This is a genomic window from Burkholderia sp. Bp8963, assembly GCF_003854275.1.
In the GTDB taxonomy this organism is placed as follows: Bacteria; Pseudomonadota; Gammaproteobacteria; order Burkholderiales; family Burkholderiaceae; genus Burkholderia.
In genome coordinates this window covers 1-17,144 of record NZ_QTQP01000012.1, presented here as the reverse complement: position 1 = coordinate 17,144, position 17,144 = coordinate 1, and the positions used below count along the sequence as shown (strand labels likewise).

At 67.5% G+C, this 17,144-nt stretch carries 13 protein-coding genes; 9 read left to right on the top strand and 4 right to left on the bottom strand.

What is annotated here, in order from left to right; all coding sequences use genetic code 11:
* Positions 1-86: 86 nt before the first annotated feature.
* Positions 87-578, top strand: a complete 492-nt coding sequence (locus tag DID96_RS12350) for an Lrp/AsnC family transcriptional regulator (protein ID WP_124599609.1) — start codon at positions 87-89, stop codon at positions 576-578.
* A gap of 39 nt (positions 579-617) precedes the next feature.
* Here DID96_RS12350 and panB read toward each other — a convergent pair whose 3' ends face one another.
* Positions 618-1,484, bottom strand: a complete 867-nt coding sequence (gene panB / locus DID96_RS12345; protein WP_124599608.1) for a 3-methyl-2-oxobutanoate hydroxymethyltransferase — start codon at positions 1,482-1,484, stop codon at positions 618-620.
* A 79-nt stretch (positions 1,485-1,563) separates the two neighbouring features.
* Between panB and DID96_RS12340 the strand changes: the two genes are divergently transcribed.
* Positions 1,564-2,382, top strand: a complete 819-nt coding sequence (locus DID96_RS12340) for a helix-turn-helix domain-containing protein (protein ID WP_124599607.1) — start codon at positions 1,564-1,566, stop codon at positions 2,380-2,382.
* Between the two features lie 308 nt (positions 2,383-2,690).
* Entirely contained in the window at positions 2,691-3,980 is a 1,290-nt protein-coding gene (locus DID96_RS12335; RefSeq protein ID WP_124599606.1) for an MFS transporter, read from the top strand.
* Positions 3,981-4,011: 31 nt separating this feature from the next.
* Here the strand turns inward: DID96_RS12335 and DID96_RS12330 are convergent, their stop codons facing one another.
* Positions 4,012-5,061, bottom strand: coding sequence for a LacI family DNA-binding transcriptional regulator (locus DID96_RS12330; RefSeq protein WP_124599605.1), 1,050 nt, complete (start codon positions 5,059-5,061; stop codon positions 4,012-4,014).
* A gap of 153 nt (positions 5,062-5,214) precedes the next feature.
* Between DID96_RS12330 and DID96_RS12325 the strand changes: the two genes are divergently transcribed.
* From DID96_RS12325 to DID96_RS12300, 6 genes are all read left to right on the top strand, one after another.
* The gene (locus tag DID96_RS12325) at positions 5,215-6,060 is read left to right on the top strand and encodes an NAD(P)-dependent oxidoreductase (RefSeq protein WP_124599604.1); all 846 of its coding nucleotides are present in this window, start codon (positions 5,215-5,217) and stop codon (positions 6,058-6,060) included.
* Positions 6,061-6,157: 97 nt separating this feature from the next.
* Positions 6,158-6,847, top strand: coding sequence for a response regulator transcription factor (locus DID96_RS12320; RefSeq protein ID WP_124599603.1), 690 nt, complete (start codon positions 6,158-6,160; stop codon positions 6,845-6,847).
* Complete coding sequence (locus DID96_RS12315; RefSeq protein WP_185732235.1) at positions 6,837-8,117, top strand: HAMP domain-containing sensor histidine kinase; 1,281 nt, start codon at positions 6,837-6,839, stop codon at positions 8,115-8,117. Before DID96_RS12320 ends, DID96_RS12315 begins: the two co-directional genes overlap by 11 nt.
* A 112-nt stretch (positions 8,118-8,229) precedes the next feature.
* Complete coding sequence (locus DID96_RS12310) at positions 8,230-9,621, top strand: TolC family protein (protein ID WP_124599601.1); 1,392 nt, start codon at positions 8,230-8,232, stop codon at positions 9,619-9,621.
* Positions 9,618-10,682 carry an efflux RND transporter periplasmic adaptor subunit gene (locus DID96_RS12305; protein ID WP_124599600.1) on the top strand — a complete coding sequence of 355 codons (1,065 nt, stop codon included), beginning with the start codon at positions 9,618-9,620 and terminating at the stop codon, positions 10,680-10,682. The genes DID96_RS12310 and DID96_RS12305 overlap by 4 nt, the downstream gene beginning before the upstream one ends.
* Positions 10,683-10,724: 42 nt before the next feature.
* Entirely contained in the window at positions 10,725-13,844 is a 3,120-nt protein-coding gene (locus tag DID96_RS12300) for an efflux RND transporter permease subunit (protein WP_124599599.1), read from the top strand.
* 54 nt (positions 13,845-13,898) lie between these two features.
* Here the strand turns inward: DID96_RS12300 and DID96_RS12295 are convergent, their stop codons facing one another.
* Positions 13,899-15,107: a glycosyltransferase family 87 protein gene (locus tag DID96_RS12295; protein ID WP_124599598.1), complete on the bottom strand. Its 1,209-nt coding sequence runs from the start codon at positions 15,105-15,107 to the stop codon at positions 13,899-13,901.
* 227 nt (positions 15,108-15,334) lie between these two features.
* Positions 15,335-16,963: an NADP-dependent glyceraldehyde-3-phosphate dehydrogenase gene (locus tag DID96_RS12290; protein WP_124599597.1), complete on the bottom strand. Its 1,629-nt coding sequence runs from the start codon at positions 16,961-16,963 to the stop codon at positions 15,335-15,337.
* Between the last annotated feature and the right edge of the window lie 181 nt (positions 16,964-17,144).

Genomic DNA, 17,144 nt, shown 5'->3' with positions numbered 1-17,144 from the left:
TTCAAAAATGATTCGATCTTGAAACGGCTCGGCGGTCACGTATCATGCTGAAATTAAATTTCACATGCGGCTGACCGGAGGCGACCTTGGCGAGCGTGACCCTCGACGATCTGGACCTGCGCATCCTCGCGATCCTGCAAGCGGACGCGTCGGTGTCGAACCTGGAGCTGGCGGAGCGTGCGCTGTCGTCGCCGCCCACCTGCATGCGCCGCGTGCGCCGGCTGCGGGAGGCGGGCGTGATCCGCCGGCAGGTTGCGATTCTCGATCAGCAGATGATCGGCTCGGCCGTCACGGCGATCATCGAGATCAGCCTCGACCGCCAGACGGCGGAGGACTACGACGCGTTCGAGGCTTACGTATGCGCCGAGCCGGCCGTCACGCAGTGCTATCGCGTGTCGCCGGGGCCGGACTTCGTCGTGCTCGCGGATCTCGCGGACGTCGCCGGGTACGACGCGTTCGCGCGACGGCTGTTCACCGGCGCATCGAACGTGCGCAACGTGCGGACGTTCTTCTCGACGCATCGCGCGAAGTTCGAGGCGAACGCGCCGGTCGCGCATGCGCTGCGCAAGCACGGGTGACCTTCGGCATCGGCGACGGTCACGCGCAGCCGTGCGATTTCACGCGGCCTGTCGGTCATCGGGGGCGCCGGCGGACAACTGCAGCGGCTTGCCGGCCGCGAAGCAATGCTGCAGTTCCGGAAATGCCTGCTGCCGCACGTCGTGCGCGTATTGCGCGATCGCGACGCGCATCACCGCGTTGACGTCCGCATAGCGCTTCACGAAGCGCGGCGTGTACGTGTCGAAGCCGCCGACCATGTCCTCGGTCACCAGCACCTGGCCGTCGCACACGGGCGACGCGCCGATGCCGATCGTCGGAATCTCGAGCGTGGACGTGATGTGGCGCGCGAGCGCCTCGGCGGTGCCTTCGACGACGACGCTGAACGCGCCCGCCTGCTCGACCGCGCACGCGGCTGCGAACACGCGCTCGGCGGAGCATGCATCGTTCCCCTGCGCCTTGAAGCCGCCCGTCGCGTTCGCCTGCTGCGGCATCAGGCCGATGTGCGCCATCACGGGCACGCCGCGATCGGTCAGGAAACGGATCGTGTCGGCCATTTCGGCGCCGCCTTCGAGCTTCACGGCCTGCGCGCCGGTTTCGGCGAGCACGCGCGCGGCCGAGCGGAACGCCTGCGCGGGCGATTCCTGATACGTCGCGAACGGCAGGTCGACGACGACGCACGCACACTGCGCTCCGCGAACGACGGCCGCGCCGTGTGCGATCATCATGTCGAGCGTGACGCCGAGCGTGCTGGGCATTCCGTACAGCACCATGCCGACCGAATCGCCGACGATGATGATGTCCGCGAATTCGTCGACGAGCCGTGCCATCGGCGTCGAATAGGCGGTCAGCGACACGAGGCTGCCGGCGCCCTTCGTGGCGCGGATCGCGGTGACGGTCTGGCGGGTCGTGTTGGTATGCGCGCTCATGAATCGTTGCCCTGTCGGATTGGAGGTGCGTCACGGTATCACCGCGCCGTCGCGCGCAATGGCATTCAGAGGACGTCTTATGCTGCTCGCAGGACAATCGGAAAACGCCTACACGGTGCCGGCCATCGCAAGGTTGCCGAGGCCGCTTTACGTGCGGGCGTTCGAGATGCCCGGGCACGCGAACGTCGACGCGCACAGCCATCCGTGGGCGCAGTTCATGTATGCGACCGCCGGCGTGATCGAGGTCGACACGCCATCCGGGCGGCACCTGCTGCCGCCGCACTATGCGATGTGGATCCCGCCGCAAATGCCGCACGCGGTCTCGACGCGCGACTGCGTTGCATTCCACAGCCTGTACCTGGACGACGCGATCGTCGGCGCCGATGCCGGCGATGCGTGCCGGATTCTGTGCATGACGCCGTTGCTCCGGGAGCTGATCGTCGCGACGGCGGAACTGCCGGTGGACTACGACGAAGCGGGGCCGGACGGCGCGCTCGTCTGCGTGATCGCCGATCGCATCCGGCGCTTGCGGCCCGCACCGCTCACCGTGCCGCTGCCGCGCGATCCGCGCCTGCTGAAGATCGCCCGCGCGCTGCATGCCGATCCGGGTGACACGCGCAGCCTTGAAGCGTGGGGGCAGCACGTCGGCGCGACGCGTCGCACGCTGTCGCGGCTGTTCCGGCTCGACACGGGGCTGTCGTTCACCGAATGGCGGCAGGCCGTGCGCCTCCTGGCCGCGGTGCCGCTGCTGGAGGCCGGCGCGGCGGTCGGCACCGTCGCCGCACAACTGGGCTACGACTCGACGTCGTCGTTCATCGGGCTCTTTCATGCGAAATTCCACGTGACGCCCGGCGCGTTCGCGAAGCGGGCGGCGCGGCGGACGACGACGGCAGGTTGAGCCCGGGCTGGCAGTCGGAATGCTCGAGTCCCGGCCGCCACGACCCCAGACGGCACGATAAAAAACGATTAACTCCGATATCTGGGTAGGTCATCTCTTTTCCATCTCCTGTCGAGAGATGACTCATCGAAATCCCGCACTGGTCAGACGTCTGAAATCTCCCTATTCTTTGAAAAACGTTTTCCAAACCGATGGGCGGGACGTGGCGCGGCGGGCACGACGCATCGCGACGCCACCCGCCCCGGCGCTCGTCGCCGGCGATAGACAGCGTGCGGTGCGACGAGCGACGCCGCGCAACGGAGACATTCATGCAATCTGCCGTCGTCGGCGTCGCGCGCGCCGCGAGCCGCTACCGCTGGGCCGTGTGCGGGCTGCTGTTCCTGGCCACTGTCATCAACTACATGGACCGCCAGATTCTCGGCCTGCTGGCGCCGATGCTCCAGCACGACATCGGCTGGACCCAGGTCCAGTACGGCCGCATCGTGATGGCGTTTTCCGCGTTCTATGCGATCGGCCTGCTGTGCTTCGGCCGCGTGGTGGACTGGCTCGGCACGCGCGTGTCGTATGCGCTCGCGATGCTGTTCTGGAGCATCGCCGCGATGCTGCATGCGCTGGTCGGTTCGGTGATGGGCTTCGCGTTCGTGCGCGCGTTGCTCGGCATCGGCGAGGGCGGCAACTTCCCGGCGGCGATCAAGACCACGGCCGAGTGGTTCCCGCGCCGCGAGCGTGCGCTCGCAACCGGCATCTTCAACTCGGGCGCGAACATCGGCGCGGTGTTCGCGCCGGCGATCATTCCGGCGATCGCGGTCGCGTACGGCTGGCGCGCGGCGTTCGTGATCATCGGCGCGATCGGCCTCGTCTGGCTCGCCGTATGGCTCGTGTTCTACAAGCCCGCGGACCCGCAGGCGCTCGCGCAGGAATTCGACGAGCCGCGCGACGAAGTGGAGGCGCTCGACGCCGGTAACGCGAATGCGGGCTCGCCGGGCTGGGGGATGCTGCTGCGCAAGCGCGAGACGTGGGCGTTCCTGATCGGCAAGTTCCTGACCGACCCGGTCTGGTGGTTCTACCTGTTCTGGCTGCCGAAGTGGCTCAACGAATCGCGCGGGATGGACATGCAGCACATCGGCATGCCGCTCGTCTGCATCTATGCGCTGACGACGGTCGGCAGCATCGGCGGCGGCTGGATCTCGTCGACGATGCTGCGTTCCGGCTGGAGCGTGAACGCCGCGCGCAAGACCGCGATGCTGATCTGCGCATGCTGCGTGCTGCCGATTGCGTTCGTGTCGCAGGTGCAGAACCTGTGGGGCGCGGTGCTGATCGTCGGGCTTGCCGCCGCCGCGCACCAGGGCTGGTCGGCGAACCTGTTCACGACTGCGTCGGACCTGTTTCCTCGCCGCGCAGTTGCGTCGGTGGTCGGCATCGGCGGGATGGCCGGCTCGATCGGCGGTGTGCTGTTCTCCGAAGTAATTGGCCAGGTGCTGCAGCGCACGGGCCACTACTGGGTGCTGTTCGCGATCGGCGCGCTTGCCTACCTGATCGCGCTTGCGGTCATGCATGCGCTCACGCCGCGCATGAAGCCGGCGAAGCTCGATGCGTGATCGAGAAGGCGCTCGGCACAAGCCGCCGCGCTCACGCGCTGGCGGCCGTCGACGCGCGCACGATCAGCCGCGGCTCGAACGACGAATAGCTGACGTCGGTCTGGCCCGCGAGCGCGTCGATCAGCTTCTGCATCGCGAGTTCGCCCATTTTCTCGCTCTGGATGTCGACGGTCGTCAGCGCGGGCGCCGCATACGCGCCGTACGGCACGTTGTCGATGCCCGCAACCGACACGTCCTGCGGCAGCCGGAAGCCGAGCGACGCCGCTTCCTTCATGAAGCCGAGCGCGATCAGGTCGTTGTAGCAGATCACCGCATGCGGGCGCTGCGGCCCGAGCATCACGCGCGAGCAGGCACGCTCGCCGGCTTCCGCGGTGGGCGCATGCGCATCGTGCACGTCGAGCGTGAGCCCCGCTTCCGCGAGGCAGTCGCGCGCGCCCTCGATGCGTTCGTCGTTGATGCGCGTCTGCCCGAAGCCGAGATACGCGATGCGCCGGTGGCCGAGATTCAACAGATGGCGCGCGAGCATGTAGGTCGCCATCCGGCTGTCGATGCCGACGCCCGGAATCGGCAGATCCGGGCTGTGCCGCAGCAGCACGAGCGGCTTGTGGAGATCGAGCATCCACCGCACCTCGTCGTCGGGCAGGCGAGAGCTGACGATCAGCCCGTCGACGCGCGGCGCGAGCGCCTCGATCAGCGTGCGCTCGCGGGCCTGGTTCTCTTCGGTGTCGACGAGCAGCAGCGTGTAGTCGTGCTGCAGCGCGATGCGGTTCGCGCCTTTCACGACGTTCGTGAAGTGCGGGTTGCTGATGTCGAGGATCACGAGGCCGATCGTGCGCGTGCGTCCCGTGATCATCGAGCGCGCGAGCGGGTTCGACCGGTAGCCGAGCTTGTCGATCGCGGCCTTGAGCCGCGCCTCGACCGACGGCGAGAAGCGCTGCGCGCCGTTCACGTATTTCGACACCGTCGCGACCGACACGCCGGCTTCGGCGGCGACGTCGCGAATCGTCGTGGAAACTTTTTTCATGCGAAGGGTAACGTTTTCGTCCGGTAGCTCCGGATTGTGGCAGAAAACGGCCGGCACGCGGCGCGGCGCCGGGCTACGGAAACACCGGGGATCGCCGACGCAGCGTGCGATTGACGCCGCGTCGGCGTCGAAGCTATGATTGGAAAACGTTTTCCCTGCGCTTTCCAATTCAGGTAAAAAATTCAGGCAAGACTCAAGGAAGGAGACTCAATGAACGCGTCATCTACTGATGGAGCGCGCAAGCCTTTCGGGCGCCTGCTGCTGACGGGCGCGGCCGGCAATCTCGGCTGCCAGGTGCGCGGCGCGCTCGCGGACTGGGCGGACGTCGTGCGCGTCAGCGATATCGCGGCGGTCGGCGAAGCGGCCGCGCACGAGGAAACCCGCGTGGTCGATCTTTCGGACCGGCAGGCGGTGATGGCGCTGGTCGAAGGTGTCGATGCGATCGTGCATCTCGGCGGCATCTCGGTCGACGCGCCGTTCGACGACCTGCTCGAAGCGAACATCCGCGGCACGTACAACCTGTATGAAGCGGCGCGCAAGCACGGCGTGAAGCGGATCGTGTTCGCGAGTTCGAATCACGCGATCGGCTTTCATCCGGTGACGGACGTGCTCGACGCCGATTCGCCGCAGCGTCCGGACAGCCTGTACGGCGTGACGAAGTGCTTCGGCGAGGCGCTGTCGCGCTACTACTACGACCGCTTCGGGATCGAGACGGTGTGCCTGCGGATCGGCTCGTCGTTCGACGCGCCGAAGAATCCGCGCATGCTCGTCACGTATCTCAGCTATCGCGACTTCATCGAGCTCGTGCGCTGCTCGCTGTTCACGAACCGGGTCGGGCACGTGATCGCCTATGGCGTGTCGGACAACCCCGTGAAATGGTGGGACAACACGAAGGCCGGCTTCCTCGGCTTCCGTCCGAAGGACAGCTCGGAGCAGTTTGTCGGGCTGTTCCCGGCCACCGCGCCGACCGCCGACTACGACGACCCGGCGCAACGCTTCCAGGGGGGCGGATTCGTCGTCGGCGAACCGATGGCGCGGCGCGAACAGGCGGAGTAACCGGGCGCGATCCCGGATGCGTTCTCGAATTGGGGGCATGCGGCACAGCGCGCGCATGCCAAAATAAACCCGGCTCGACGACCTATGGGAGAACATCGTGCGCGTACTCGTCATCGAAGACGATGCCAGCATCGCGACCAACCTCTACGATTATCTCGAGAGCGCCGGTTACGAAGTCGACACCGCGGCGAGCGGCCCGGCCGGGCTCCAGCTCGCGACGGCGCAGGCCTGGGATGCGATCCTGCTGGACCTGTCGCTGCCGGGCATGGACGGGCTGACGCTGTGCCGCAAGCTGCGCGAGGAGGTCCACCGCGATACGCCGGTGCTGATGCTGACTGCCCGGGACACGCTGGACGACAAGCTCGCCGGCTTCGTGCATGGGGCCGACGATTACCTGGTCAAACCGTTCTCGCTGAAGGAAGTCGGTGCGCGGCTCGGTGCGCTGATCAAGCGGTACCGGGGGCAGGTCACGCAGGCGTCGCTGTGCTGCGCGGACGTGCGCCTCGACCTGCAGACGCTGAGCGTCGAGCGCGCCGGGCGGCCGGTGAAGATGCCGCCCAAATGCCTGCACCTGCTGCGCCTGCTGATGCAGACGCCGAACCGGGTCATCGGCCATGCGGAACTCGAAACCGAAATCTGGGGCGACGCTTTGCCCGACAGCGACACGTTGCGCGCACACATCTACACGCTGCGCCGCGCACTCACCGCACATGGCGAGCCCGATCTGATCGAGACGGTTCACGGGCTCGGCTACCGGCTCGTGGCGGGTGACGACGATGCGTCGTAGCCTGCGCGTCAAGGTCGCGCTGTTTTTCTCCGGGCTGACGATCGTCCTGCTGATTGCGCAGGCGCTCGGTGTAAAGGCACTCGCCGAAGCCCAGGAAGAAAGACTGATCAGCGCACTGATTCGTGACGACCTCGCGAACCTGTTGCGGTCCTACCGCAGCGACCCGGCGCTGTTGCCGCCGTTCGACGCGCGCCTCGAAGGCTACGTGTCGTCGGCAGACCGCCCGCCGCTTGCGCTGCCGGCGTCGGTCAGGCAGCTTGCCGACGGCACGCACGAGATCATTCTCGACGGGCGCGAGATTCATGTCGCGGTCGTGCCGTTTGGCCCGAGCCGGGTCTATCGCGTCTACGACTTCAGCGTGTACGAAGAGCGCTTCAGGCAGGTGATCAATGCGCTGATGGCCGGCACGGGCGTGTTTGCGCTGTTCACGATCTGGTGTGCGTTCTGGCTGTCGGGCCTGCTGGTCCGGCAGGTCGCGGGCCTTGCGCAGCAGGTGAAGGCGCTCCGCCTTGGCGGATCGGTGTCGATCAATCCCGGGAAATACGACGAGGCGGAAGTCGCGGAACTGGTCGATGCGTTCAATGACTATCATCGGCGCATGGCCGAGATGGTCGAACGCGAAAAGGACTTCACCGGCAACGTCAGCCACGAACTGCGCACGCCGCTCACCGCGATCAAGACCAGTTGCGAATTGCTCGAGCAGGACGAATCGATCGGCACGCGCTCGCGCGCACGTGTGCGGCAGATCGAACGCGCGGCCGACAGCATGAAGGATCTCGTCAATGCGCTGCTGCTGCTCGCGCGTGAAGAGTCGCCCGCCGATGTCGGTGCGGTGCGTCTTGCCGGCGCGATCGAGGACGCGCTCGATCCGGCTGCCGCGACGCTGAAGGCCAACGATGTCCGGACCCGGATCGATGTCGATCCCGCGCTGCACGTCGACGCGAACCGGTCCGTGCTCGTGCTCGTGCTGTCGAACGTGGTCGACAATGCCGTCCGCTATACGAATCGCGGCGAGATCCGCTTCGTGTTCGCGGATGGCTGGCTGCACATCGAAGACACCGGGCGCGGCATTGAGCCGGATGCATTGCCGCACGTGTTCGATCGTTTCTATCGGGCAGGCCCGGCAGGTGCCGCGGCGCAAGGCTTCGGCATCGGCCTGTCGATCGTGAAGAAAATCTGCGATGGCCATGGATGGTCGATCCGGATCGACAGCGAGCCGGGAAAGGGCACCTGCGTGTCGATTCGCTTGCCGACGACGAAGCGGGCGTGAGTATGCGTCACTGGGGCCCGACACTTTCTTGACGAAAACTTCACAACCGCTTGCGTAGCATTCGGACCAGAAGCCGGCATACCGTCGGCAATGGAACCGCGTGGATATTCGTATGCGCCGAGCGCTGCTGCTTGTCTGTGTGTTGTCGGGCGGCTGTTCGACCTATCATCCGCAGCCGATCGCGCCTACCGAGCTCGCCCGGCAATTCGAGGAACGCACGCTCGCGAGCAACGAACTGCATGCGTACCTCGCCCGCGAACTCGGACACGACGTCGAGCCGTGGCCGCTGCCAAGCTGGAATCGCGAGACGCTGACGCTCGCGGCCTGGTATTACAGTCCGGCACTCGATGTGGCCCGTGCGCATTGGGGGACCGCGAAGGCCGGCATCGACGTCGCGGGCTCGATCCCGAACCCGGTGCTGCAGTTGCCGTTTCAGTGGGCGACGCCGAACCCGGGGCCGGGCGCGCCATTCACGACCGGCCCCGCGCTCGATATCCCGATCGAGACGGCGGGCAAGCGCGGCTATCGGATCGACCAGGCGTCGCACCTGTCGGAGGCCGCTCGACTCGCGATCCGCAACGAGGCGTGGAAGGTCGGTGCGCAAGTGCGCGACGCGCTGCTCGCGCTCTATGCGGCGCGCACGCGCAGCGCAGTGCTGTCGCGCAAGGTCGACGCCGAACGGCAGATCGTCGCGATGGTCACGAAGCGCCGCTCGGTCGGCGAGAGCGCCGGCCCCGACGTCGATGCGGCGCTCGTCGTGGCCACCCAGGCACAGGCGGACCTGGCCACCGCCCAGGCCGCCGAACAGGATGCGCGCGCGCAGCTCGCCGCGGCGATCGGCGTGCCGGTATCCGCGCTCGATGGCGTCCGGTTCGACCTGAACGGATTCGACGCCGTGCCGCCTTCACCGCCTGTGGCCGACGCGCAGCGCGACGCGATCCTGCATCGCGCGGACCTGCTGGGCTCGCTCGCCGAATACGCGGCGGCCGAATCGGCGCTGCAACTCGAAGTCGCGAAGCAGTATCCCGACATCCACCTCGGCCCCGGCTATACGTACGACACCGGCACGCACAAGATCGGATTCGGGCTGGCCGGCATCACGCTGCCGATCTTCGACCAGAACCAGGGCGGCATTGCCGAGGCCGAAGCGAAGCGCAAGGAAGGCGCCGCCCGCACCGCTGCATTGCAGGACACGATCCTCGGCGATCTGGACCGCGCATTGACCCGCTATCGCGCCAGCATCGATGCGTTGACGCTGACCGAAGCGCATCGCGCCGCCGCGCGCAGGCAACTCGACAGCCAGGCCGCGGGTTTTGCGGCAGGCAACGTGGATCGCCTCGCATTCACGCAGGCAAAGGCCGATTACGCATCGAGCGAGATCGCGCACCTGGACGCGATCGTCGCGATCCGTCAGGCGGCCGGCGCGCTCGAGGACACGATGCAGCGCCCGCTGACACCGGTAACCGGCCGCCCAACCGACACCTCGCGCGAGAGTGCACCATGAAGCTTCGATTGCTCTTTTTTTCCGTCGTCTCCGCGGTGCTGGCCGCCGGCGCCGGGTGGTACATCTACCGGACGCTCAATCCGGTCGCGCCGCCGTCGGCCGCAGCCACGCCGACGACATCGCAGCCCACCGTACAGACGGTGAACGGCGAAACGGTCGTCGTCGTGCCGCCGGACGAACAGCGCGCGAGCCGCATCGAAGTCGCGCCGCTGGCCGCGACGACGGTCCGCTCCGAGCGCACCGCGTATGCAACCGTCGTCGACCTGCAACCGCTGTTCGACCTGCACAACCGGCTGGCGTCGGCGCTCGCCGACCGCGACAGCGCGCGAGAGCTGGCCGCGACGTCGCAAGCACAGTACGAGCGCAGCCGCGTGTTGTATGCGGACGATCGCAACGTGTCGCAGAAGGCATTGCAGGATGCGCAGGCCGCCGCGCAGGCCGCGCGGGCCAAGCTGCAGTCCGCCGATGCGACGCAAAGCGCATTGGCCGCGACGATGCGTCAGCAGTTCGGCGATGCATTGACGGGCGCCGCGATGACGCCCGATGCGGGGCTGTTCCCGCGCCTGCTTGCCGGCCGGGCGGTGGTCGTGCGCGTGACGCTGCCGTCCGGCGACGCGGATGCCGCGCCCGCGCGCGTCACCGTCGACGGGCCGGATGGCCAGCCGGTCGCGGCGCAGAAGCTCTCGGTGTCGCCGCTCGGCGATCCGGCGGTGCAGGGGATGCCGTGGCTGTATGTGGCCGAGCGTGCGCTGCCGGTCGGCATGCGCACGAGCGCACACCTGCCGTCGCCAAACCCGGGCGCGGCCACGCTCGTGATCCCCGAACGCGCGGTGGTGTGGTATGGCGGGCAACCGTGGGCGTATGTGCGCACCGCGCCCGACCGCTTCACGCGTCGCGCGGTGCCCGCCGATTCGGCCGGCGATCGGGGTTTCGTCGCGACGACCGGTTTTCATGCGGGCGATGCGCTGGTGACGCAAGGCGCCCAGCTGCTGCTGTCCGAGGAGCAGAAGCCGCAGGGCATCGCGACAGCCTGCAAGGATCCGCCCGAATGCGACGACTGAAACCGACGCCGGTCCTGCACGACACGAATCCGACGACTGCCCATGCTTAACGCGATCATCCGTTTCTCGCTGCGCTTTCGCGGCATCATCTACGCACTGGCCGTGCTGGCTGCCGGTTACGGCCTCTATACGCTGACGCGCGCGAAGCTCGACGTGTTTCCGGAGTTCGCGCCGCCGATGAGCATCGTCCAGATCGAGGCGCCGGGCTTGACCAGCGAGCAGGTCGAAACGCTCGTGACCCAGCCCGTCGAGAACGGCCTGGGCGGGATGGTGGGCCTGCAGTCGATGCGCTCGCGCTCGATGCAGGGCCTGTCCGCGATCACGCTGGTGTTCGACGCGCACGCGAACGTGATGCAGATCCGCCAACTGGTGTCCGAGCGCGTGAATGCGCTGGCCGCGGCGTTGCCGGCGGGCGTGTTGCCGCCGCGCCTGCTGCCGCTGACGACGACGACCAGTGTGGTCCGCACGATCGGCCTGACGTCGAAGACGCGCTCGCCGATGGACCTGTACGACATCGCGCAGTGGATTGTCAGGCCGCAACTGCTGAGCGCGCCGGGCGTTGCCGATGCGATCGTGTTTGGCGGCGAGACGCGACAGCTGCAGATCCAGGTCGATGCCGCGAAGCTGATGCGCTACGGCCTGTCGATCCAGGACGTGATCGCCGCCGCACGCCAGTCGACCGGCGTGCGCGGCGCCGGCTTCATCGAGAACGACAACCAGCGCATCGCCGTCAATGCGGACGGCCAGATCGCCACGCCCGACAGGCTCGCGGGCGTCGTGCTGCGCTGGAGCAACGGGGTCGCCGTGCACCTGGCCGATGTCGCGACCGTCACCTGGGGCAGCGCGCCGCTGGTGGGCGCCGCGTCGATCATGGGGAAGCCGGGCGTGATGCTGGTGCTCGAAAGCCAGTACGGCACCAATACGCTGGCCGTGACGAACCATATCGACAGTACGCTCGACGCGCTCCGGCCGGTGCTCGCCACGCAAGGCGTCGACGTGCAGCCAGACGTGTTCCGACCGGCCAGTTTCATCGACGCGTCGGTCGGGCACCTGCGTACCGCGCTGCTGGTCGGCGCCGTGCTCGTGATCGCGGTGCTGTTCCTGTTCCTGCTCAACGTGCGCACCGCGGTCATATCGGCTGTCGCGATCCCGCTGTCGCTGCTGGTCGCGATCATCGTGCTGACCTCGTTCGGCGTGAGCCTGAACACGATGACGCTCGGCGGCCTCGCGATCGCGCTCGGTGAAGTGGTCGACGACGCGATCATCGATGTCGAGAACATCTACCGACGGCTTCGCGAGAATCGCGCGCGGCCCGCGCCGTTGCCCGTGTTTCGCGTCGTGCTGCGCGCATCGCTCGAAGTGCGCAGCGCGGTCGTGTTCGCCACCTTCATCGTGATGCTGATCTTCCTGCCGGTGCTGACGCTGTCGGGGGTGGCCGGCAAGCTCTTCGCGCCACTCGGCATCGCGTACATCCTTGCGGTGCTGGCGTCGCTCGGCGTCGCGCTGACGCTCACGCCGGCGATGGCCCTCGCATTGCTCGCGCGCGGACCGCTGCCCGAGCACGAGCCGCGCCTGATTGCGCGGCTGAAGGAGCGCTATGCGGCGCTGCTGCTGAAGGTCGAGCAGCGCGTCAAGACCGTGATGGCGGTCGTGGCGCTGCTGTGCGCTGCCGCGCTCGCGGCGCTTCCGTTCATGAGCGGCAACTTCATCCCGGAGCTGCGCGAAGGGCACTATATCGTCCACATGGGGCTTGCACCGGGGTCGTCGCTGGCCGAGTCGATGCGCATCGGCACGCAGGTCTCGCACGCGTTGATGCAGGTGCCCGGCGTGCGGCTCGTCGCGCAGCGCGCGGGGCGCGCCAACGACGTGGTCGACCCGATGGGCGTGCAACTGAGCGAATTCGAGGTCGATCTGAAGCCGATGGGCGCGTCCGGGCAGGGCGAGACGCTGCGCCGCATCCGGCAATCGCTTGCGCAATTCCCGGGGCTCACCACGTCGGTCAACACGTTTCTGGTCGAACGGATCGACGAGACGATTTCGGGCGTGACGGCGCCCGTCGTCGTCAACGTGTTCGGCGACGAGCTCGACATCATCGATCGCAAGGCGCAGGAGATCGCCCGCCTGCTCGGGACGATGCACGGCGTCGCGAGCGTTCGGGTCGAGTCGCCGCCCGGCATTCCCGAGCTCGAGGTGAGGCTCAGGCCCGAGCAATTGAGCCGCTGGGGCTTCCGGCCGGTGGACGTGCTCGACGCGATCCAGGGCGCCTACCAGGGCACCACGGCGTCGCAGGTCTATCAGGGCAGCCGCACCTACGACGTGGTCGTCGTTCTGTCGCCGGATGCGCGCCGGAGCCTCGCCGACGTCGGCGCGCTGACGATGCGCAATCCGGAGGGGCTCGCGGTGCCGTTGCGCGCGCTGGCAACCATCGGCCAGGTGTCGGGCCGTTACCAGATTACCCATGACGGCGGCCGGCGCATGCAGACGGTCTCCGTAACCCTCGGCAGCCGTTCCGTCAGCGATTTCGTGCGCGACGCGCAGGTGCGCGTGAGCCGCGAGGTCGCGATGCCCGCGCGCACCTATGCGGTGTTCTCCGGCGAGAGCGAAGCGCGTTCCCAGTCGCAGCACGACCTGCTCGTCTACGGCGCGATGTCCGCAGTCGGCATCGCGTTGCTGCTGTTCCTCGCGATGAAGAGCCCGCGCGGGGTCGCGCTCGTGATGATCAACCTGCCGTTCGCGCTGGTGGGCGGCGTGCTGAGCGTCGTGCTGACGGGCGGCGACCTGTCGCTCGGCGGCATGGTCGGGTTCGTCACGCTGTTCGGCATTTCATTGCGCAACTCGATCATGCTGATCAGCCATTACGAGCATCTCGTCCACATCGAGCGCATACCGTGGGGGATCGACACCGCGGTGCGCGGCGCATCGGAGCGCCTGATCCCGATCCTGATGACGGCGCTCGTAACCGCGCTTGCGCTGTTGCCGCTCGCCTTGACGAGCGGTGCCGCCGGCAACGAGATCGAGGGGCCGATGGCGACCGTCATCCTCGGCGGCCTCGTCACGTCGACCGCGCTGAACCTGATCGTGTTGCCCACGCTGGCGCTGCGGTATGGGCGTTTCGAGCGCGACATGCTGACGGAGTCGCCGGACGCTTCGTCGAACGAGTGAGCCGCATGCGCGCATGCGTGTGCACCCATTGCCTTCGCGGGTCGACGGGTATCGCTACGACGCCGGCGTCGTGCGGCGCGCCTGCCTGTCGGCTGGCGCCCCGGCCGCCGCGCGCCGCACGATGAACCCGAGCAATGCGATCAGCAACAGCGGTGCGATCTGGATCGACAGCAGGTTGGCGATCGACGCCATCACCATCGGCAGCACCCATGCGGCCACGAGTGTCTCGCGTTCGCCGCGCAGCCACCCGGTCCGCAAACCGGCGAATGCCAGCCATGCGATCGGAAACGCGAGCCACGCGAGGTCGTAGTCGTACACGTACGGGCTGATCAGGAACGTGCCCGTCATCAGCGACGCGCCGCGCAGCGCCGGATCGGCGGAGCGCCGCCACACGTGCCAGACGACGCCCGTGGCGCCGAGCGCGACGATCGCGTGCACGACGTAGGCGCCGGCGACCGGCACGCCGGCCATGCGGGCAAGCGCAAACACGGTCGGCATCTTGGCCCACGGCAGCGCACCCGTTTCCACGAAGCCGCGGGCTTGCTGGACGCTGGCGAGGAACGCTTTCAACGTGCCGGTACCGAGCGCGACGGTGCCGGCGGCGGTGACGGCGATCGCGGTTGCCGCGGCCGACGCGATGGCCGGCCACGCGCGCGCGGCGAGCAACGCGACGGGAAACAGCAGCGCCAGGTGAGGCTTGATCGCGAGCAGCCCGACGAACACGCCCGCGATGATCGGGCGGCGCTCGATGCACAGCAGCGCGGCACCGGCCAGCGCGGCGGTGAGGAACGCATTCTGGCCATGGAGCAGGTTGGACCACAGGCCGGGAAACGCCGCGACGCACCAGAGCGCCGCGCGATTCCGGCCGATCACGCGCAGCAGCACGAACACGTATGCGGCGAGCGTCGTGCCGATGAACACGCAGTAGGCGACCAGGTACGGCATCAGCGCGAGCGGCAGGACGACCAGATAGAACGCGGGCGGGTAGAACCACGCGAACACGCTGCTCGTACCCGGCACGGCGACCTTCGCGGATTCGACCAGCAGCCGGATGTCGTAGGCGTCCAGCGCGTGGCCCGCGAGCGCGAGGCGGGAGGCCGCCCAGAACGCGATGAAGTCGTAGCCGAGCGGTTTGCCTCGCGGGTCGACGAGATGCTTCGACATCGTCACCCACGTGACGCAGAGGAGCCCGAGCATCAACAGGACGACGCGCGGGTACACCTTGATGCGCTCCGCATTCAGCCAGTGTTCGCCGGTTTTCATCGAGGCTCCCCGTGTCCCGATCCGCGCCGTGTGGTTCGCGGTTTCGCTGTTTGCTGCAGGTATGGTGCGGCCAGCCTGTCGAGCAGAACGCGACGGGCTGGCCGCGCGGCTGGTGACAGGCATCTTAATTCAGCCTGACGGAAGACGATAGGCGGGAATGACCGCACGCGACGGGGAAGACGGGAAGCAGAAGAGGCAGGCGGGCGCCCCCGCGCCCGCCGCCGGCATCAGAAGATGAAGCCGGTGTTCACGAACTTCGAATGGTGATCTGACACGATCGCGTCGAGCAGCTGCTTGCTGCTGTCGGTCTGCTTCGCGGCGACCATCGAGCGGATCGAGAACGCGCGCAGCGCATCGCTGACCGACAGCGTGCCTTCCGCCGAATCCTTGCGGCCCGCGAACGGGAACACGTCGGGCCCGCGCTGGCACTGGCAGTTGATGTTGACGCGGCACACCTGGTTCACGAGCGGATCGACGAGCGCGCCGATCTGCGCCGGGTCCGAACCGAAGATGCTGACCTGCTGCCCGTGGTCTGACGTCGTCACGTAGTCGAGCGCGGTGTCGACGTCGTCGAACGGCGCGACCGGAATGATCGGCCCGAACTGTTCCTCACGATACAGCTTCATCCCTTCCGTGACCGGATACACGACGGCCGGATAGAACAGCGTCTTGCTGAACACACCGCCCGATTCGTTCACGACCTGCGCGCCTTTCTCCTTCGCGTCGTCGATCGCGTCGGTCATGTACGCAGTGCGATGCATGCCCGGCAGCGGCGTGATGCCGACGCCTTTTTCCCACGGCATGCCGATCTTCATCTTCGCGAGTTCTTCGGTGAAGCGCTTCAGGAACGCATCGACGATCGACCGGTGCACGAGCAGCATCTTCAGCGCGGTACAGCGCTGGCCGTTGAACGACAGCGCGCCGAGCAGGCACTCCTTCACGGTCAGATCGAGGTCCGCATCGGGCAGCACGATCGCCGCGTTCTTCGCGTCGAGCCCGAGGATCGCGCGCAGCCGGTGCGACTTCGGATGCTGCTTCTTCAGGTGATCGGCGACCTTGCTCGACCCGATCAGCGCGAGCACGTTGATCTTGCCCGACGCGAGCATGTGCGGCACGACCACCGCGCCCGGCGCGTAGATCGTGTTGATCACGCCTTTCGGGAACGCGTCGCGGAACGCTTCGAGCAACGGTTCGAACAGCAGCGTGCCGTACTGGGGCGGCTTGAACACGACGGTGTTGCCCATCAGCAGCGCCGGGATCAGCGTCGCAAATGTTTCGTTCAACGGATAGTTGTACGGCCCCATGCACAGCACGACGCCGAGCGGCGTGCGGCGGATCTGCCCGATCGTGCCTTCGGCGATCACGAAGCGCGAGTTCGCGTTGTCGAGCTCCTTCAGCGCGTCGATCGTCTGCAGCATGTAGGTGACGGTGCGGTCGAACTCCTTCTGCGAATCCGCGAGGCTCTTGCCGATCTCCCACATGATCAGGTTCACGACCAGTTCGCGCTGCGCGACCATCCGCTTGATGAAGTCCTGCATGCACGCGATGCGCTGCTCGACCTTCATCGTCGGCCATTCGCCACGGCCCGCGTCGTACGCGCGCACCGCGGCGTCGAGCGCCGCGTCGCTTTCCGGCTCGCCCATCACGGGGTAGCTGCCGATCTCGAGCTGCTCGACGCTGCCGTCGGGCTGCCGCACGCAGACGGGCGACAGCACCGTCTTGGTCGCGCCGTCCCACGGTTTCAGTTCGCCGTCCACGAGCGACACGCGCTGGTGGATCGGGGCTTTCAGCCGGACGTCGGCGGGAATCTCTTCGAGGGCGGGAAACAGTTGCTGCAGGGAGGCGGAATCGGGCATGACGGTCTCGCTTGACTGGGTGTCCGTGATGGACGGGCGATGCGGAATCCTCGGCTAGGAGTCTGGGCGGCAGACGGTTTGCAGCGGTTAAATGAGGTCAACTCAGGCGACGCGACGTCGTCGGGCGCTGCAAGCCGGGGCCGCGCTGCGCTCGAGACCAGCATGCGTGCACAAGGCGGCT